An 18,212-nucleotide genomic window follows, 5' to 3' on the forward strand; every position below is an offset into this window, starting at 1 on the left:
GCCCACACCGCCCCACCACCCACGGAATGCTCGCTGTTGCTGTTGATTCGGCCTCTGCGGGTGCAGGGCCGCAGGCCCTGCCGCCCCCCTCACTCCGCTACGTGTTCGACCTGCCGTGGCTCCGGCTTGGTGTCGGGCAGTTGCCAGAAGATCATCGTCGAGGTCAGGGTGATCGCACCGACGCACAGGAACGTGGCATGCAGTGCGGCCGTGGCGTCGGTGCTGTCCAGATGGTTGCCGAACGCAGCCAGCAGGCTGCCCGCAGCGGCAGCACCGAAACCGGCAGCGAGCATCATCACCATCGACAGCAGGCTGTTGCCGGAACTGGCGAACTCGCGGTCGAGGTCGCGCAGGGTCACGGTGTTCATCACGGTGAACTGCAGCGAATTGACTGCGCCGAAGAACGCCAGCTGCAGCAGGCGCCAGGCCAGGTGCTGGCCCGGTGTCATCAGGATGAAGCTGGCCATTGCCAGCCCCACCAGCACTGTGTTGACCATCAGCACGCGGCGGTAGCCGAAGCGTTCGACCAGCTTCACCGCCAGCTGCTTGGACACCATGCCGGCGGCTGCCACCGGCACCATCATCAGGCCAGCGTTCATCGGGCCCAGGCCGAGGCCGACCTGCAGCAGCAACGGGATCAGCATCGGCATGGCGCTGCTGCCGATGCGCGAGAACAGGTTGCCGAGGATGCCGATGCGGTAGCTGGGCACACGGAACAGCGCCAGCGAGAACAGGGGTGCGGTGGAATTGGCCGCGTGCAGCCAGTAGCCGACCAGCGCGGCCAGGCCGGCCACGGTCATCAGCATGATCAGCGCGTGCGGCGTGCCCAGCCCGGAGATGCCGTCCAGTGCCAGCGACAGCACCACCATCGCGAACGCCAGCATGATGTAGCCGCGCAGGTCGAAGCGGGTGCGGTGGCTGGCGTAGTGGTCGGGCATGATCTTCATCGCGGCGACGAAACCGATCACGCCGATCGGCAGGTTGATCAGGAACACCCAGTGCCACGAGGCGATTTCGACCAGCCAGCCGCCCAGCGTCGGACCGATCAACGGGCCGACCAAGGCCGGAATGGCGATGAAGCTCATCGCGCGCAGGAAGTCCTCGCGCGGCACCGAACGCATCACCGCCAGCCGTCCGACCGGCAGCAGCATCGCGCCGCCGATGCCCTGCAGCACGCGTGCGCCGACCAGCTGGTGCAGGTGCTGCGCCAGCGCGCAGGCCAGCGAGCCGAGGGTGAACAGGATGATCGCCACCAGGAAGGTTCGACGGGTGCCGTAGCGGTCGGCGATCCAGCCGGAGGCGGGAATGAAGGTAGCTACCGCCAGTGCGTAGCTGAACACCACCGACTGCATCTGCAGCGGACTTTCACCCAGGCTGGCTGCCATCGCCGGCAACGCCGTGTTGACGATGGTCGAGTCCAGCATCTGCATGAAGATCGCCAAGGACACCAGCCACAGCAGGGGACGCTGGCGGTTGTAGGTCGATGGCGATGTGGACATGGAGTGCGGCCGGTGCAGCGTGGGGGCGCCATGATCGCGCACTGCAGGTCACGGCGCGATCAATATCGCGCCGCAACCGCAACCGCGTGCGGCATGCTCAGCGCTGGCTGTGCGCGTGCACCGCGTCGACCAGCACCTGCACGTGCGCCGGGTCCATGTCAGGCGACATGCCGTGGCCGAGGTTGAACACATGGCCCTCGCGCGACCCGCCGTTGCCGGCGGCATAGGTGTCGAGCACGCGCGCGGCAGCGGCGGCGATCGCATCCGGCGAGGCGTACAGCGTGGTCGGGTCGAGGTTGCCCTGCAGGGCAACGCGGCCACCGGTGCGGCGCATTGCCTCATCCAGGTCCAGCGTCCAGTCCAGGCCCAGGGCATCGGCGCCGGTCTGCGACAGCGCTTCCAGGTGCAGGCCGGTGCCCTTGCCGAACAGGATCAGCGGCGTACGCTCGCTGCCTTCGCCACGCTCCAGGCCTTCGGCGATGCGCTGCAGGTAACGCAGCGAGAACTCGCGGTACATCGCCGGCGACAGCACACCGCCCCAGGTATCGAACACCTGCAGCGCCTGCGCACCGGCCGCGCGCTGCGCACCGAGGTAGGCGATCACCGCTTCGGTGGTGACCTCAAGCAGGCGGTGCAGGGCCTGCGGGTGGTTCAGCGCCATCGCCTTGATCCGCGCGAAGTCCTTGCTGCCGCCGCCTTCCACCATGTAGCAGGCAAGTGTCCACGGGCTGCCGGAGAAGCCGATCAATGGCACCTGGCCGTCCAGTTCGCGGCGGATCAGGCGCACCGCGTCCATCACATAGCCCAGGTCCAGCTCCATGTCCGGCACCGCCAACCTGGCGATGGCACCTTCATCACGCACCGGGTGGCGGAACTTGGGGCCTTCGCCTTCGACGAAGTACAGCTCCAGGCCCATCGCATCGGGGATGGTGAGGATGTCCGAGAACAGGATGGCCGCGTCCAGCGGGAAGCGGCGCAGCGGCTGCAGGGTGACTTCGCAGGCGATCTCCGGGGTCTTGGCCATGGCCAGGAAGCTGCCGGCCTTGGCCCGGGTCGCGCGGTACTCCGGCAGGTAGCGGCCGGCCTGGCGCATCAGCCAGACGGGGGTGCAGTCCACCGGTTCGCGGCGCAGGGCGCGCAGCAGGCGATCGTTGCGGAGAGGGCTGGTCACGATGGGCATTCCTTGGACGAAAGTTGGCAGCGGCGTCAGTCGCCGTGCGAAAGGATCTGGAAGCCGCGATGCAGTTCGGCATCGCGGGCTTTCTCGAAGGCATGGCGGGCTTCGTCTGCCTGCAGGAACAGCTCGCGCCGCAGCTGCGAGCGGCTGCCGACGCGGCCGCTCTCGCGCAGCAGCTCCCAGCCGCCAAACAGGTCCGGCTGCAGGCTCAGGCGCAGGAAGCGCGGTGCCTGCGCACCGGCCTCGGGATGTTGCAGGTAGACGTGCATGGACCGATTGTAGCGGGGCCAGGGTGACCCCGGCCGCAACGCGGCCGGCTCTACCGGGCCGACAGCACCTTCAGCACCGCGGCCTCATCCACGTCCGGCACCACTTCGGCGCGGCCCATGCCCCGCCACAGCACCAGTCGCAGGCGGCCGGCCACGTTCTTCTTGTCCAGCCGCATGCGGTCGAGCAGGGCCTGCGGATCGAGTCCGGCCGGGATCGTCACCGGCAAACCGAGGCGTTCCAGCAGGGCCTGCAGGCGGACGCGGTCGCTGTCCTCGGCCAGGCCCAGATCGGTGGACAGCCTGGCCGCCAGCACCATGCCCACGGCCACGGCCTCGCCATGGTTCAGCGCATCGCGGCCGGGGGCCGAGTAACCTTGTTCGGTCTCGATGGCGTGGCCGAAGGTGTGGCCCAGGTTCAACAGCGCGCGCTCGCCCTTCTCGAACGGATCGCGTTCGACGATGGCGGCCTTGTGCCGGCAGCTGCGCGCGATGGCTTCGGAAAGCACCGCATCTTCACCGGCGAGCAGCGCATCGGCATGCTGCTGCAGCCACTCGAAGAACACCGCATCGCCCAGCGCGCCGTACTTCACCACTTCAGCCAGGCCGGCGCGCAGTTCGCGCGGTGGCAGGGTAGCCAGCACGCGGGTATCGGCGATCACCGCGCGCGGCGGATGGAAGGCCCCGACCAGGTTCTTGCCGGCCGGGATGTCGACGGCGGTCTTGCCGCCCACCGACGAATCGACCATCGCCAGCAGCGTGGTCGGCAGCTGCACGCAGTCCACGCCGCGCATCCAGCAGGCCGCAGCGAAGCCGGCCAGATCCCCGACCACACCGCCGCCGAGGGCGAACACGCAGGCATCGCGGGTGGCACCGAGGGCCGCCAGCGCTTCGATCGCATGGCCGAATTCGGCCAGGGTCTTGGACGCTTCACCGGCAGCCAGCACGTGCTCGCCGATGATCAGGTCCGGGCGTGCGGCCAGCAGCGTCTGCTTCACCGCTGCCAGGTAGCGCGGAGCGACTTCGCTGTCGCTGAGCAGCAGCACGTGACGGCCGCGCACATGCGAGGCCAGCGCAGTGCCGTCGGCCTGCGCACCGGCGCCGATGGTGATGGAGTAGGGGCGGTCGCCGCCAACGGCGACCTGCAGCAGGGCGGGGGAGGTCATGCAGTCAGGTCCTGGCGCTGCCATTGCGTGGCCAGCTTGACCACCAGCTGGGCGGTCGCATCGGCAGCGGTATACGGGTCGGTATCGAGGGTGAGGTCGGCCAGTTCGCGGTACAGCGGGTCGCGATGAGCGGCCAGTTCGTGCAGCACCTGTTCGCGGTCCGGGCGCTGCAGCAGCGGGCGGCCCTTGTCACGGGCCAGGCGCTCCAGCTGCGCGGCCACGCTGACCCGCAGGTAGACCACGAAGCCGCGCTGGGCGATCAGGGCCCGGTTGTCCGCATCCAGCACCGCGCCGCCACCGGTGGAAACCAGTTGGCCGCAATTGGCCAGCACGCGGGCCAGGGCCTCGCGTTCATGGCTGCGGAAGCCGGTTTCGCCGGAGTGCTCGAAGATGGTCGGGATGCTGGCACCGGCGGCGTCGACGATGGCCTGGTCGACATCGACGAAGTCCAGCGTGAAGCGCTCGGCCAGGCGGCGGCCGATGCAGGTTTTGCCGGCGCCCATCGGGCCGATCAGGATCAGGTTCGGAGCAGGATTCATGCCCTCTGATGCTAACACCTCCGTGTCCCGGCCTTTACGCTCTTCACGTCAGGGTGGCTGTTCCTGCGGGGTTTCCCGCGCCAGCTGGAGTACAGCCCATGTCGGTCGCCAAGGTCATCGAAATCACTGCCTCCTCGCCGGAAAGTGTCGAGGACGCCGTACGCAGCGGGTTGAAGAAGGTCTCCGAGACGGTCAAGGGCATCCAGGGCGCCTGGGTGAACGAGACCAAGGTGGTGACCAATGGCAGCGGCGAAATCACCGAATGGCGGGTCAACCTGCGGGTGACCTTCGTGGTGGAGTAGTCGCCTTCAGCGCACGGCCTGCACCTGGCGCTGGCTGTCCAGCACCACCACATGGTCGGCGAGCGCGGGCAGGGCCTGCAGTGCCTGCCGGCTGACCCGCTCGTAGTACTGCACGAAGCGCTCCAGCTGTGGCCGGCTCATGCCGTGCCGGCCCGGCTGCGCGGCCTGCAGGTTCTGCTCCTGCTGCCAGCGCCAGCGCGGCACCACCGAAAAATCCGGCGGCTGCAGGAACCACAGCCGGTCGCAGCGCTGCCACAGCGCCGGGTAGTCGCGGGCCAGTGCCAGGTTGCACCAGCGCCGCCAGCGGCCGTCGCCATCGGCTTCGCGTTCCAGTGCGTTCAACGGGCTGTCCAGCGCGCCGTCATCCTGCGCGGGTGTGCCGAGGAACCAGCCTTCGAACACCAGCAGGTCGAGCGGTCGTTCAATTCGCGGCCACCGCGCGTCGGGCAGCCTTTCGTCGGCCAGCTTGTCGAAGCGGGGCAATGCGAAGGGCTGGCGCGCGGCTACCGCGTCCAGCACGCTGTGGGCCAGCGGCAGGTCATGGGTGCCGGGTGGGCCGCGGGTGATCAGCAGCGGGTGCACCTGTCGGGCCAGTCGCTGGCGCTGTGCGCGGGTCAGGTAGACGTCATCGATGGACAGCGTGGCCGCGTTCAGGCCCCGCGCCTGGGCACGTGCCACCACCTGCGTGGCCAGCGTCGATTTGCCGCTCCCCTGCAGGCCGCTGATCGCCAATACTGGAACCGCTGCGCCGCTGCCCAGCGCATCGTCCAGCGCCTGGTCGGCCAATGTTTCCGGGAATCCTTTCACCTGGGGCATATACGCAGCAGCGGCCATGCAGCCACAATAGCCCAATCCGTGTGAGAAGAACTCAATCATGAGCGACCTGTACGCCGAAGCCCTGTCCACGTTTGCCGCCCTGTTCGAAGAGGCCAAGCAGAGCCGCGAGGTCGAGCCGAATGCGATGACCGTGGCCACCGCCGATACGCAGGGCCGTCCCTCGGCGCGCACCGTGCTGCTGAAGGCCTTCGATGAGCGCGGCTTCGTGTTCTACACCCACCTGGACAGCCACAAGGGACAGGAACTGCAGGCCAATCCGCAGGCGGCGCTCCTGTTCCTGTGGCGCAGCCTGCGCGAGGCGGGAATCCAGGTGCGCATCGAAGGCCATGTCGAGCAGGTGGCCGATGCCGAGGCCGATGCCTACTTCGCCAGCCGCCCGCGCATGAGCCAGATCGGTGCGTGGGCCTCGCAGCAGTCGAAGACGCTGGCGACGCGCGAAGAGTTCGACGCGCGCGTGGCCGAGGTCGAAGCCCGTTTCGAGGGCAAGGACGTGCCGCGCCCGGAGGGCTGGAGCGGCCTGCGCGTGGTGCCGGACCGCATCGAGTTCTGGTACGGCGCGCAGTTCCGCCTGCACGAGCGCTGGTGCTACGAAGCGGGTGCCGAAGGGCGCTGGAGCAAGCGGCTGTTGTACCCGTAAGGCGGCAGGAACGACGCCGGCAGAGCCATGCCCCTGTTCTGCCGGATGGAGCAGGGTCTGCGGTCAGCAGGCGCTGCTGCGATCCATCAGGGATGCCGCCGAAAACCAGTCGTCCATGCGATCGGCAACCGGGTTGTAGCCGTCGACGAAATCACCGCTCACGGCGGCCATCCAGGTGTTGATGACAGTACAGGCATCGCGCGCGGTGGCGGTGGCGTGTTCCAGATCGAGCTGATGGGCGCTGTTGCGCGACGTGCCCTTGCGCAGGTGAAGGCTGAGCTCATAAGGGCATGCGGCCGCCGGCGCGTAGTGCACATACAGCGATGCCCGCACACGCTCACCCTGGCGCAATGCGAATTCTCCGCTGGCGTAGAACACCATGCCGCTGAAGTAAAGGTCGCGCAGCAGGAAGGCGAGATCCGGGTCTGACACCTCATCAAGTACGGCCGGGGTTGCATCCAGCAGGTTGTTCTTGGCAAAGCACCAGCCCCACGGCGCCAGGAAATACGGCAACGGATGCTGCTGCCGCAGTCGTCGGTCCAGCTGGATGAACGTGTCGATGTGCAGTCTCCTGTGCCGGTGCAGGCCGGCGGTCACACGGCACTACCTGGCCAATGGCGTGTTCCAGGCAACCTGCGGTTGCGTGGGACAGCGGGAAAATCCACTGCGACCAGCACGTGTCGCATCCAGACCTGTGCGCTTCATGCGCGGGCAGGGGGCTGGCGGGCACACTGCGTTGAATACCCTCGATTTCCGGAGTTGCCATGCCCCTCTGGCGTTGCTTGTTTGCCGTGCCGCCCCCTCGCGGAGGCGTGGAAGCGGCCCTGCTGCTGCTCGCCCGCATCGTGGCCGGGGTGATGTTCTGCGTATCGGGCTGGAACAAGGTGTTCACCGCAGCCGGCCGCGAGCGCATGGTGCATACGCTCATTGAAGCCAGCATTCCGTTCCCGGTGTTCAGTGCACCGGTGCTGGGCACGATTGAATGGATTGCCGGTGGGCTGCTGGTGCTGGGCCTGCTCAGCCGGCCCTCGGCCCTGCTGCTGGCGGGCATCTGCGCGGTGGCTGCTTTGACCGATGGCATCGCACGCATTCCGGCAGGGCTGAGCGTGCCGGACTGGCTGAGCTGGTTCTTCTACCTGAGCGAAGTGCCGCTGGGTGTGCTTTTGCTGTGGATTGCCGCGGTGGGAACGGGGCGGTTCGCCATCGAGGCGTGCTGGCGGCGTTGAACAGCGAGTGAAACGGAGGCAATGGGGATCAATGATGTGATCAAGTGAGTGGCTCGCGCATGCCCAGATCGCCGGAATGCTGATTGCGTTTCGGCGGCCGAGGTCATGCGTCGCTTGGGTATTGCTCCTCACTGCGATATGTGGATGTCCTACATGGCGATCAATGGTGCGCTGCCTCCCGTGCCCGGTAGGCTTGAGTTGTTGCGTATGGTTGGCCCTGGAATTCCGAAGATTCCCGACCAGGCTGATTGTTTCGGGGCAAGAGCGGTCTCGATGGAAGAGCTTCCATCACTTCATTGCGTGGTACGTCGATGACGCAGGTAAATCCTAGCGCCGGGTCATATTCGACTGGTGGCGCGCTATAGCGTCGCGCACGGCTCCGCTCTACAACCCCTCCGCGCGCAGCCAGCGCCACAGCGTGGTGCGTGACACGCCCAGCGCCTGCGCCATGCCCTCGCGGTCATTGCGGTGTTCCTGCAGCAGTGCCTCCAGCTGCGCACGCGGCGGGCGTCGGCCAGTGCTTTCCAGCGGCAGTGCGGCGCCGCCGTCACCGGCCAGTTCCGGCGCCAGCTGCAGCAGGCGCACGGCATCCATGTTGCCTTCGGCCGGCTGCCAGTGGATACGCAGGCGATCCACAAGATTGCGCAGTTCGCGCACGTTGCCAGGCCACTCGGCGGCCTGCAGGACGGCCAGCGCGCTGTCATCCAACGGTGCATCCACGCCACGCAGCTGGCGGAAGAAATGCCGCGCCAGCGTGGCGACGTCCTCGCGGCGCGTGCGCAGTGCGGGCAGTGCGATACGCAGCGCGGCCAGCCGATAATAGAGGTCGCGGCGGAAGCTGCCGGCCTGCACGCGCTGCTCCAGCGACTGCAGCGTGGCGGCCACCACGCGCAGGTCCACGCTGGTCGGTTCGGTGGCCCCCACGCGCAGCACTTCGCGCTCCTCCAGCACCCGCAGCAGGCGGGTCTGCAGGGGCAGCGGCAGCTCGCCGATCTCATCCAGGAACAGGGTGCCGCCGTCGGCCGCCTCCACCAGGCCGACCCGGCCGCCGCGGCGCGCACCGGTGAAGGCACCATCGCTGTAACCGAACAGTTCGGCTTCCAGCAGCGATTCGCTGATCGCCCCGCAGTTCAGCGCCACGAAGCGTCCGCGCCGGCCACTGGCTGCGTGCAGCTGGCGAGCCACCAGTTCCTTGCCGGTGCCGGTTTCGCCGGTGACCAGCACGGTGCTGTCGTGCGGGGCGTACAGGCTGATCAGCTCGCGCACCGTGTCCATCGCAGCGCTGTCACCCAGCAATGGGGTTTCCGCGCTGCGGGCGCGGCTGCGGCGCCGCAGCGGGGCAACGGCACGCCCGGAACGGGCCAGGGTCTGGGTCAGTTCCAGCGCGTGCTCGAAGGCATGGCGTACCGAATCGGCCGAGTACAGCAGCACGCCTGGCATGCCCACCTGTTCGGCATGGTCGATGGCCATGCCGGTGCCGACGATCACTTCGATGCCGTTGGCGCGCAGGTCGGCGATGCAGTCGCGCGCGTCCTCGCGGGTAACGAAGCGGCGGTGTTCGATCTCCAGCCCGAAACTCTGCTGGAAACTGCTGAACACCGGCACGTCGCTGGCATGGGTGACCAGGCCGATGCGCGGGGCGATGCGGCGCGCGCGCGCAAGCGCTTCCATCAGGTCGAAGCCGTTGGCCTGGATCGGCACCAGCGGCACCTCCAGCCGGCTGCGCAGGTAGGCGGCGTTGGAGCCGCCGGCAATCACCACGTCGCAGTGCTCGCGGCGCAGGCGTTGGCCGATCACATCCACCGCCTCCTCGAAGCCCAGGTTGATCTGCTCGATGCGCGCGCGGCGGTCGAATTCGGGAATGACGTCGCCCAGCAGGCCGGTCAGCCGCGAAACGCTGACCGTCCAGATCACCGGGCGGCCCGGGTCGGGGTCGGGGTAACGCAGCGGAGAGCGGGGCAGGTCCATGGGCAGTCGGCAGAGGGCGGATGTTTCATGATACATCTGTTTCAATGTTTCATATGTTTCAACGGTGCGCCGCGGTCATCTGCGTGAAATCAACGACTTGCAGGTTGGCACGGTGCTTGCGCTTACCTCTCCGTATTGCCCCTTGTCAGACAACTGGACCCCTGCATGAGTGCCACTGCCCCCGTTTCCGCCGGTGCCCGCTTCCGCCAGGCGCTGGCTGCCGAATCGCCGCTGCAGGTGATCGGCGCCATCAACGCCAACCATGCCCTGCTGGCCAAGCGCGCCGGCTTCCGTGCCATCTACCTGTCCGGTGGCGGTGTCGCCGCCGGTTCGCTGGGCCTGCCGGACCTGGGCATCAACACCCTGGAAGACGTGCTGATCGACGTGCGCCGCATCACCGATGTCTGCGATCTGCCGCTGATGGTGGACATCGATACCGGCTTCGGCCCGAGCGCCTTCAACATCGCGCGCACGGTGAAGTCGCTGATCAAGGCCGGCGCCGCCGCCTGCCACATCGAAGACCAGGTCGGCGCCAAGCGCTGCGGCCACCGCCCGGGCAAGGAGATCGTCTCCCAGGGTGAAATGGTCGACCGCGTGAAGGCCGCCGCCGACGCCAAGACCGATCCGGATTTCTTCCTGATCGCCCGCACCGACGCCATCCAGGTGGACGGCGTGGACAAGGCCATCGAGCGCGCCATCGCCTGCGTCGAGGCCGGTGCCGACGGCATCTTCGCCGAGGCCGCCTACGACTTGGACACCTACCGCCGTTTCGTCGACGCGGTGAAGGTGCCGGTACTGGCCAACATCACCGAGTTCGGTGCCACCCCGCTGTTCAGCCGCGATGAACTGGCTTCGGCCGGCGTGGCGATCCAGCTGTTCCCGCTGTCGGCCTTCCGTGCGGCCAACAAGGCCGCCGAGAACGTCTACCAGGCGGTGCGCCGTGATGGCCACCAGCGCAACGTGGTGGAGACCATGCAGACCCGCGAAGAACTCTACGACCGCATCGGCTACCACGCCTTCGAGCAGCAGCTCGATGCACTGTTCGCCGCCAAGAAATAAGCAGTACCCTGCACCATCAGTTTTCGGAGGGAAACATGAACGATACGACCGCAACCCCGACCTTCAAGCCGAAGAAGTCCGTCGCCCTGTCCGGCACCGCTGCCGGCAACACCGCGCTGTGCAGCGTCGGCCGCAGCGGCAACGACCTGCATTACCGCGGCTATGACATCCTGGACCTGGCCAGCACCAGCGAATTCGAGGAAATCGCCTACCTGCTGGTACACGGCAAGCTGCCGACCCGCGCCGAGCTGGTTTCGTACAAGGCCAAGCTGAAGTCGCTGCGTGGCATCCCGGCCGCGGTGAAGGCGGCGCTGGAAGAACTGCCGCCGTCGGCGCACCCGATGGATGTGATGCGCACGGGCGTGTCGGTGCTCGGCTGCGTGGCGCCGGAGAAGGATGACCACAACCATCCGGGTGCACGCGATATCGCCGACAAGCTGATGGCCTGCCTCGGCTCGATGCTGCTGTACTGGTACCACTGGAGCCACAACGGCCGCGCGATCGACGTGGAAACCGACGATGACTCGATCGGCGGCCACTTCCTGCACCTGCTGCACGGCGAGAAGCCGCAGGATTCGTGGGTGAAGGCGATGCACACCTCGCTGATCCTGTACGCCGAGCACGAGTTCAACGCCTCCACTTTCACCTGCCGCGTCATTGCCGGCACCGGCAGCGACATGTACAGCGCGATCTGCGGTGGCATCGGCGCGCTGCGTGGCCCGAAGCACGGCGGCGCCAACGAAGTGGCGTTTGAAGTGCAGAAGCGCTATGACAACCCGGATGAGGCAGAGGAAGACATCAAGGCCCGCGTCGAGCGCAAGGAAGTGGTGATCGGTTTCGGCCACCCGGTCTACACCGTCTCCGATCCGCGCAACAAGGTGATCAAGGACGTGGCCCGCGAGCTGTCCGAAGAACAGTCGAGCATGAAGATGTACGACATCGCCGAGCGCCTGGAATCGGTGATGTGGGACATCAAGAAGATGTTCCCGAACCTGGACTGGTTCAGCGCCGTCAGCTACCACATGATGGGCGTGCCGACTGCAATGTTCACCCCGCTGTTCGTGATCGCCCGCACCGCCGGCTGGAGCGCGCACATTGTCGAGCAGCGCATCGACGGCAAGATCATCCGCCCGAGCGCCAACTACATCGGCCCGGAAGATCGCGACTTCGTCGCCATCGACAAGCGCGTCTGATCCACCTGCTGTATCCCTCCGGCCGGCCTCGTGCCGGCCGGATGCTATCGCCGCCGCACCGCCGGCACCCGGCCCGCCCCAAGCACTCCGCCAGCCCATGAATACCGATTACCGCAAGACTCTCCCCGGCAGCTCGCTGGATTATTTCGACGCGCGCGCCGCCGTTGATGCCCTCCAGCCCGGTGCCTACGCCGCGCTGCCGTACGTATCGCGCGTGCTGGCCGAGAACCTGGTGCGCCGTTGCGATCCCTCCATGCTGGCCGATTCGCTGAGGCAGCTGATCGAGCGCCGTCGCGACCTGGATTTCCCGTGGTTCCCGGCGCGCGTGGTGTGCCATGACATCCTGGGCCAGACCGCGCTGGTCGACCTGGCCGGCCTGCGCGACGCGATCGCTGACAAGGGTGGCGACCCTGCCAAGGTGAATCCGGTAGTGCCGGTGCAGCTGATCGTCGATCATTCGCTGGCGGTGGAGTGCGGTGGTTTCGATCCGCAGGCCTTCGAGAAGAACCGCGCCATCGAGGATCGCCGCAACGAGGACCGTTTCCACTTCATCGACTGGACCAAGCTGGCGTTCCAGAACGTCGATGTGATTCCGCCGGGCAACGGCATCATGCACCAGATCAACCTGGAGAAGATGTCGCCGGTGGTCTACGTGCAGGACGGCGTGGCCTTCCCCGATACCTGCGTGGGCACCGACAGCCACACCCCGCACGTGGATGCGCTGGGCGTGATCGCGATTGGTGTTGGCGGCCTGGAAGCGGAGAACGTGATGCTCGGCCGCGCCTCGTGGATGCGCCTGCCGGACATCATTGGCGTCGAACTGACCGGCAAGCCGCAGCCGGGCATCACCGCCACCGACGTGGTGCTGGCCTTGACCGAGTTCCTGCGCAAGGAACGCGTGGTCGGTGCCTGGCTTGAATTCTTCGGCGAGGGTGCCGCGGCACTGACCATCGGTGACCGCGCCACCATCTCCAACATGTGTCCCGAATACGGCGCCACCGCCGCGATGTTCTACATCGATGCGCAGACCATCGATTACCTGCGCCTGACCGGTCGCGAGGAATCGCAGGTGGTGCTGGTGGAGAACTACGCACGCACCACCGGCCTGTGGGCCGATGACCTGGCCACCGCGCAGTACGAGCGCGTGCTGCGCTTCGACCTGTCCAGCGTGGTGCGCAACATGGCCGGACCGAGCAATCCGCACCGCCGCCTGCCGGTGTCCGAGCTGGCCCAGCGCGGCATCGCCGACGAGGCCAAGCTCGACGCGGGCAAGGCCGAGCAGGCGCAGGGCCTGATGCCCGATGGCGCGGTGATCATCGCTGCCATCACCAGCTGCACCAACACTTCCAACCCGCGCAACGTGATTGCCGCCGCACTGCTGGCACGCAACGCCAACGCACGTGGCCTGCAGCGCAAGCCGTGGGTGAAGTCGTCGCTGGCACCGGGCTCGAAGGCCGTGCAGCTGTACCTGGAAGAATCCGGCCTGCTGCCGGACCTGGAGCAGCTCGGCTTCGGCATCGTCGCCTTCGCCTGCACCACCTGCAACGGCATGAGCGGCGCGCTGGACCCGAAGATCCAGCAGGAAATCATCGACCGTGACCTGTACGCCACGGCCGTGCTGTCGGGCAACCGCAATTTCGACGGCCGCATCCATCCTTACGCCAAGCAGGCCTTCCTGGCCTCGCCGCCGCTGGTGATCGCCTACGCCATTGCCGGCACCGTGCGCTTCGACATCGAGAAGGACGTGCTGGGCGTGGATGCCGAGGGCAACGAGGTGCGCCTGAAGGACATCTGGCCGAGCGATGCCGAGATCGACGCCGTGGTGAAGGCTTCGGTGAAGCCCGAGCAGTTCCGCAAGGTCTACAACCCGATGTTCAACGTGCGCGTGGAGAACGGTGCGCCGGTCAGCCCGCTGTACGACTGGCGCCCGCAGAGCACCTACATCCGCCGCCCGCCGTACTGGGAGGGCGCACTGGCCGGTGAGCGCACGCTGTCCGGCATGCGCGCGCTGGCGGTGCTGCCGGACAACATCACCACCGACCACCTGTCGCCGTCCAACGCGATCATGGCCTCCAGCGCTGCCGGCGAATACCTGGCGAAGATGGGCCTTCCGGAAGAGGACTTCAATTCCTACGCCACCCACCGCGGTGACCACCTGACCGCGCAGCGCGCCACGTTCGCCAATCCGAAGCTGTTCAACGAGATGGTGCGCAACGACGACGGCAGCGTGAAGCAGGGCTCGCTGGCGCGCGTGGAGCCGGAAGGCAAGGTCATGCGCATGTGGGAAGCGATCGAGACCTACATGGACCGCAAGCAGCCGCTGATCATCATCGCCGGCGCCGATTACGGCCAGGGCAGCTCGCGTGACTGGGCCGCCAAGGGCGTGCGCCTGGCCGGCGTGGAAGCGATCGTGGCCGAGGGCTTCGAGCGCATCCATCGCACCAACCTGATCGGCATGGGCGTGCTGCCGCTGGAGTTCAAGCCGGGCACCACCCGCCTGACCCTGGGCATCGACGGCACCGAGACGTTCGATGTTGTGGGCGAGCGCACCCCGCGCGCCGAGCTGACCCTGGTCATCCACCGCCGCGACGGCCAGGACGTGATCGTGCCGGTTACCTGCCGCCTGGACAGCGACGAGGAAGTGGCGATCTACGAGGCGGGTGGCGTGCTGCAGCGCTTCGCGCAGGACTTCCTGGAAGGCGCCAAGGTGGCGTAAGGCAGCAGATAGTTGCCTTGTGTCGAGTTGCCGCCATGCTGGCTTCGGCCCGCATGGCGGTGGTTACGGAGGAGAGGGGCGTTGCCCCGTCTGCATGGGAACGGCGTTCTACAACATCGCAGGTACGGTCAACACCGCCTTCATCCTGCTGAGCCTGTTGGGTGTGGGGGCGCAGTTGCGCTTGGTGCGCAACCGTCGGGAGCGTGCGGATGCGACTGACAGCGCCACTGCAGTTCTGTCGCTGAATCAATTCACGGTCAGCTTCCTGGCGTACCTGTCCTTCTTCGTCTATGGCTACAGCGTCACGCCGTTCAATCACTTCATTGTCTGGCCACGCTTGCTCGCGTCGGTGCTGGTCATGGCCATCCTGGTGGAGATCTGGCGCGACCGACGGAATCGCTCCGCCACGACCAGCGTGTTGGCAGCCGCGCTGCTGCTGATCTGCGCGCTGGCCGGTCTGGCCTGGGGTGATCGTCACGTGGACGAGGGCAGGGGGGTGGCCAGCGCGATGATCGTGGCCATTACTGCCTTGCTGGCGCAGGGCTACACGCACCAGATCCTGCTTATCCTGCGCAATGGCCATACCGGTGCTGTATCGCTGCGGATGAGTCAGTTGATCCTGCTGATGGACCTGTCCACGATCGTATTTGCCTTTGCCATGGGCCTACGGATGGGATGGCCGTTGCTGCTGCTAGCAGTGGTGAGTGGCAGTACCAAGCTGGTCATCCTGTATCTGTTCCGATGGCAGCAGGGAACGTCCGCCGCAGATCGCCGTCGGCAGCGGGTTCAACCAGCGTAAAGCGTGCGTTCTTCACATAATCGAGAATTCCATGACCTTCCTCCCCCAACTCCGTATTCCCGCCACCTACATGCGCGGTGGCACCAGCAAGGGCGTGTTCTTCCGCCTGCAGGACCTGCCCGGAGCGGCGCAGGTGCCGGGTCCCGCGCGCGATGCGCTGCTGATGCGGGTGATCGGTTCGCCTGATCCGTATGGCAAGCAGACCGACGGCATGGGCGGTGCCACGTCCAGCACCAGCAAGTGCGTGATCATCTCCACCGCTTCGGTGCCCGACCACGACGTGGACTACTTGTACGGCCAGGTGTCGATCGACACCGCCTTCGTCGACTGGAGCGGCAACTGCGGCAATCTCAGCACTGCGGTGGGCCCGTTCGCGATCGCCAATGGCCTGGTCGATCCGGCCCGAGTGCCGCGCGATGGCCTGTGCACCGTGCGCATCTGGCAGGCCAACATCGGCAAGACCATCATCGCCCACGTGCCGATGTGCAATGGCGAAGTGCAGGAGATCGGCGATTTCGAGCTGGACGGCGTGACCTTCCCGGCCGCCGAGATCCAGCTCGAGTTCATCGATCCTTCCGACGACGGCGATGCCGGCGCGATGTTCCCGACCGGCAACCTTGTCGATAACCTGGATGTGCCGGGTGTGGGCAGTTTCGAGGTGACCATGATCACCGCTGGCATCCCGACCATCTTCCTCAACGCCGCCGACCTCGGCTACGCCGGCACCGAGCTGCAGCCGGCGATCAACGAAGACAAGGGAGCGCTGGAGCGCTTCGAGAAGATCCGCGCCTACGGCGCCTTGCGCATGGGTCTGATCAAGAACCTGGAAGATGCGGCGACCCGCCAGCACACGCCGAAGGTCGCCTTCGTGGCACCGGCGCAGGACTACGTGTCGTCCAGCGGCAAGGCCATCCCGGCCTCGGCCATCGACCTGCACGCGCGTGCGCTGTCGATGGGCAAGCTGCACCACGCGATGATGGGCACTGCCGCCGTGGCGATCGGTACCGCTGCGGCGATTCCGGGCACCCTGGTCAATCGCGCGGCCGGTGGTGGTGAACGCGAAGCGGTGACCTTCGGCCATCCCTCCGGCACGCTGCGCGTGGGCGCGCAGGCCGCGCTCGTTGACAGCCAGTGGACGGTGGCCAAGGCCATCATGAGTCGCAGCGCCCGTGTGCTGATGGACGGCAAGGTGCGGGTGCCGGCCGATACGTTGTAAGGCAGGTTCATTGCAATAGCGCCAGGCCATGCCCGGCGCTACCGGAGAACACATGATGTCCGACAGCCACAGCCCATCCAACGAGCGTGCAGCGTGGGATGCGCTGCTGGTGGACATCGTCGACTACGTACGCGACGCCCGCATCGACTCACCGCTGGCGTTCCAGACCGCACACCATTGCCTGCTCGACACCTTCGGTTGCGGGCTGGAGGCGCTGTCCTTCCCGGCCTGCAGCAAGTTGCTCGGGCCGCTGGTGCCGGGCATCAGCATGGTCAATGGCGCGCGCGTGCCCGGCACGCATTACGTGCTGGACCCTGTGCAGGCCGCCTTCAACATCGGCGCGATGGTGCGCTGGCTCGATTTCAACGACACCTGGCTGGCGGCCGAATGGGGCCATCCTTCGGACAATCTTGGTGGCATCCTCGCCGTCTGCGACTGGCTGGGGCGCAATGCCCAGGCCCTGCGTCGCCCGCCGCCGACGCTGCACGATGTGCTGCTGGCGATGATCAAGGCGCACGAGATCCAGGGCGTGCTGGCGCTGCAGAATTCCTTCAACCGGGTCGGGCTGGACCACGTGGTGCTGGTCAAGGTCGCAACCACCGCGGTGGTCTCGCAGCTGCTCGGTCTGGATCGCGAGCGCATGCTCAATGCGTTGTCACTGGCCTGGGTCGATGGCCAGGCGCTGCGCACCTACCGGCACGCGCCGAACACCGGTTCGCGCAAGAGCTGGGCCGCCGGTGATGCGACCAGTCGAGGCGTGCGCCTGGCGCTGATGGCGGCCAGCGGCGAGATGGGCTATCCCAGCGTATTGAGTGCACCGACCTGGGGTTTCGAGGCCGTGTCCATGCACGGCCAGGCGTTGACGCTGGGGCGGCCGCTGGGCAGCTACGTGATGGAGAACGTACTGTTCAAGATCAGCTATCCGGCCGAGTTCCATGGCCAGACTGCGGTGGAGGCGGCGATCACGCTGCACCAGCAGCTGCGCGCGATGGGGCGGCGGGTCGAAGACATCGCGCATATCGCGATCCGGACCCAGGAAGCCTGCATCCGCATCATCGACAAGCAGGGCCCGCTGCACAACCCGGCCGACCGCGACCACTGCGTGCAGTACATGGTCGCCATCGCGCTGCTGCATGGGCGGTTGACGGCCGAGGACTACGAGGAGGACGTCGCCGCCGACCCGCGCATCGATGCCCTGCGCGCGAAGATGGCCTGTCATGAGGATCCGCAGCTCAGCGCCGATTACCTGGACCCGGACAAGCGCAGCATCGCCAACGGCCTGAGCGTGCGCTTCAGCGACGGTACTGAGCTGCCCGAGGTACTGGTGGAATACCCGCTGGGCCACGCGCGCCGACGTGAGGAGGGCATTCCGTTGCTGATGGACAAGTTCCGCCGGCACCTGGCCCACCGCTTCCCGACCACCCAGCAGCAGCGCATCCTGGCCGCATCGCTGGACCCCGTGAAGCTCGCCGCCATGCCGGTGCCCGACTATGTGGACCTGTATCTGCCAGGGTAGGGGGGGCTGGCCAGCGGCCGGCACTACCCGACTGCCGGGGCGTCAACACCTTGACGCGGCGCGCCTATAATGACCCCCTCGATCAAGGAGTGACGA

General features: G+C 66.9%; 17 protein-coding genes. 9 read left to right on the forward strand and 8 right to left on the reverse strand.

Annotation, left to right across the window (positions count from 1 at the left end):
• Positions 1 to 89 precede the first annotated feature (89 nt).
• The 5 genes from mdtD to QZ853_RS11175 all read right to left on the reverse strand — a co-directional run bounded on the left by mdtD (position 90) and on the right by QZ853_RS11175 (position 4,647).
• Positions 90 to 1,499, reverse strand: coding sequence for a multidrug transporter subunit MdtD (gene mdtD, locus QZ853_RS11155; RefSeq protein WP_295573048.1), 1,410 nt, complete (start codon positions 1,497 to 1,499; stop codon positions 90 to 92).
• Positions 1,500 to 1,596: 97 nt separating this feature from the next.
• Positions 1,597 to 2,679 (reverse strand): uroporphyrinogen decarboxylase, encoded by a 1,083-nt coding sequence (gene hemE, locus QZ853_RS11160; protein WP_295573050.1) that lies wholly within the window; start codon positions 2,677 to 2,679, stop codon positions 1,597 to 1,599.
• 26 nt (positions 2,680 to 2,705) lie between these two features.
• Positions 2,706 to 2,945, reverse strand: coding sequence for a WGR domain-containing protein (locus QZ853_RS11165; RefSeq protein WP_295573052.1), 240 nt, complete (start codon positions 2,943 to 2,945; stop codon positions 2,706 to 2,708).
• A gap of 50 nt (positions 2,946 to 2,995) precedes the next feature.
• On the reverse strand, positions 2,996 to 4,108 hold the full coding sequence (gene aroB / locus QZ853_RS11170) for a 3-dehydroquinate synthase (RefSeq protein ID WP_295573053.1): 1,113 nt from the start codon (positions 4,106 to 4,108) through the stop codon (positions 2,996 to 2,998).
• Positions 4,105 to 4,647: a shikimate kinase gene (locus QZ853_RS11175; RefSeq protein WP_295573055.1), complete on the reverse strand. Its 543-nt coding sequence runs from the start codon at positions 4,645 to 4,647 to the stop codon at positions 4,105 to 4,107. Before QZ853_RS11175 ends, aroB begins: the two co-directional genes overlap by 4 nt.
• Positions 4,648 to 4,745: 98 nt before the next feature.
• Between QZ853_RS11175 and QZ853_RS11180 the strand changes: the two genes are divergently transcribed.
• Positions 4,746 to 4,949, forward strand: coding sequence for a dodecin family protein (locus QZ853_RS11180; RefSeq protein ID WP_295573057.1), 204 nt, complete (start codon positions 4,746 to 4,748; stop codon positions 4,947 to 4,949).
• A gap of 6 nt (positions 4,950 to 4,955) precedes the next feature.
• Here QZ853_RS11180 and QZ853_RS11185 read toward each other — a convergent pair whose 3' ends face one another.
• Positions 4,956 to 5,783 carry a kinase gene (locus tag QZ853_RS11185; protein ID WP_295573059.1) on the reverse strand — a complete coding sequence of 276 codons (828 nt, stop codon included), beginning with the start codon at positions 5,781 to 5,783 and terminating at the stop codon, positions 4,956 to 4,958.
• 40 nt (positions 5,784 to 5,823) lie between these two features.
• Here QZ853_RS11185 and pdxH point away from each other — a divergent pair, with 40 nt between their 5' ends.
• Complete coding sequence (gene pdxH, locus QZ853_RS11190; RefSeq protein ID WP_295573062.1) at positions 5,824 to 6,423, forward strand: pyridoxamine 5'-phosphate oxidase; 600 nt, start codon at positions 5,824 to 5,826, stop codon at positions 6,421 to 6,423.
• A 63-nt stretch (positions 6,424 to 6,486) separates the two neighbouring features.
• Here the strand turns inward: pdxH and QZ853_RS11195 are convergent, their stop codons facing one another.
• Positions 6,487 to 7,020, reverse strand: a complete 534-nt coding sequence (locus tag QZ853_RS11195) for a hypothetical protein (protein WP_295573066.1) — start codon at positions 7,018 to 7,020, stop codon at positions 6,487 to 6,489.
• Positions 7,021 to 7,187: 167 nt separating this feature from the next.
• On the opposite strand from QZ853_RS11195, the gene QZ853_RS11200 reads away from it, so the two are divergent.
• Positions 7,188 to 7,649 (forward strand): DoxX family protein, encoded by a 462-nt coding sequence (locus QZ853_RS11200; protein ID WP_295573069.1) that lies wholly within the window; start codon positions 7,188 to 7,190, stop codon positions 7,647 to 7,649.
• A 384-nt stretch (positions 7,650 to 8,033) separates the two neighbouring features.
• On the opposite strand, the gene prpR is transcribed toward QZ853_RS11200, so the two are convergent.
• Complete coding sequence (gene prpR, locus QZ853_RS11205; RefSeq protein WP_295573072.1) at positions 8,034 to 9,617, reverse strand: propionate catabolism operon regulatory protein PrpR; 1,584 nt, start codon at positions 9,615 to 9,617, stop codon at positions 8,034 to 8,036.
• Positions 9,618 to 9,782: 165 nt separating this feature from the next.
• On the opposite strand from prpR, the gene prpB reads away from it, so the two are divergent.
• The 6 genes from prpB (at position 9,783) to QZ853_RS11235 (ending at position 18,116) form a co-directional block, all read left to right on the forward strand.
• Entirely contained in the window at positions 9,783 to 10,676 is an 894-nt protein-coding gene (gene prpB / locus QZ853_RS11210) for a methylisocitrate lyase (RefSeq protein WP_295573074.1), read from the forward strand.
• 35 nt (positions 10,677 to 10,711) lie between these two features.
• Positions 10,712 to 11,869: a 2-methylcitrate synthase gene (gene prpC / locus QZ853_RS11215; protein WP_295573076.1), complete on the forward strand. Its 1,158-nt coding sequence runs from the start codon at positions 10,712 to 10,714 to the stop codon at positions 11,867 to 11,869.
• Positions 11,870 to 11,966: 97 nt separating this feature from the next.
• The gene (gene acnD / locus QZ853_RS11220) at positions 11,967 to 14,585 is read left to right on the forward strand and encodes a Fe/S-dependent 2-methylisocitrate dehydratase AcnD (RefSeq protein WP_295573078.1); all 2,619 of its coding nucleotides are present in this window, start codon (positions 11,967 to 11,969) and stop codon (positions 14,583 to 14,585) included.
• A gap of 94 nt (positions 14,586 to 14,679) precedes the next feature.
• On the forward strand, positions 14,680 to 15,384 hold the full coding sequence (locus QZ853_RS11225; RefSeq protein ID WP_295573080.1) for a hypothetical protein: 705 nt from the start codon (positions 14,680 to 14,682) through the stop codon (positions 15,382 to 15,384).
• A gap of 31 nt (positions 15,385 to 15,415) precedes the next feature.
• Positions 15,416 to 16,600: a 2-methylaconitate cis-trans isomerase PrpF gene (gene prpF / locus QZ853_RS11230; protein WP_295573082.1), complete on the forward strand. Its 1,185-nt coding sequence runs from the start codon at positions 15,416 to 15,418 to the stop codon at positions 16,598 to 16,600.
• A gap of 55 nt (positions 16,601 to 16,655) precedes the next feature.
• The gene (locus QZ853_RS11235; RefSeq protein ID WP_295573084.1) at positions 16,656 to 18,116 is read left to right on the forward strand and encodes a bifunctional 2-methylcitrate dehydratase/aconitate hydratase; all 1,461 of its coding nucleotides are present in this window, start codon (positions 16,656 to 16,658) and stop codon (positions 18,114 to 18,116) included.
• Positions 18,117 to 18,212 lie beyond the last annotated feature (96 nt).

The organism is uncultured Stenotrophomonas sp., assembly GCF_913778665.1.
Lineage (GTDB): Bacteria > Pseudomonadota > Gammaproteobacteria > Xanthomonadales > Xanthomonadaceae > Stenotrophomonas.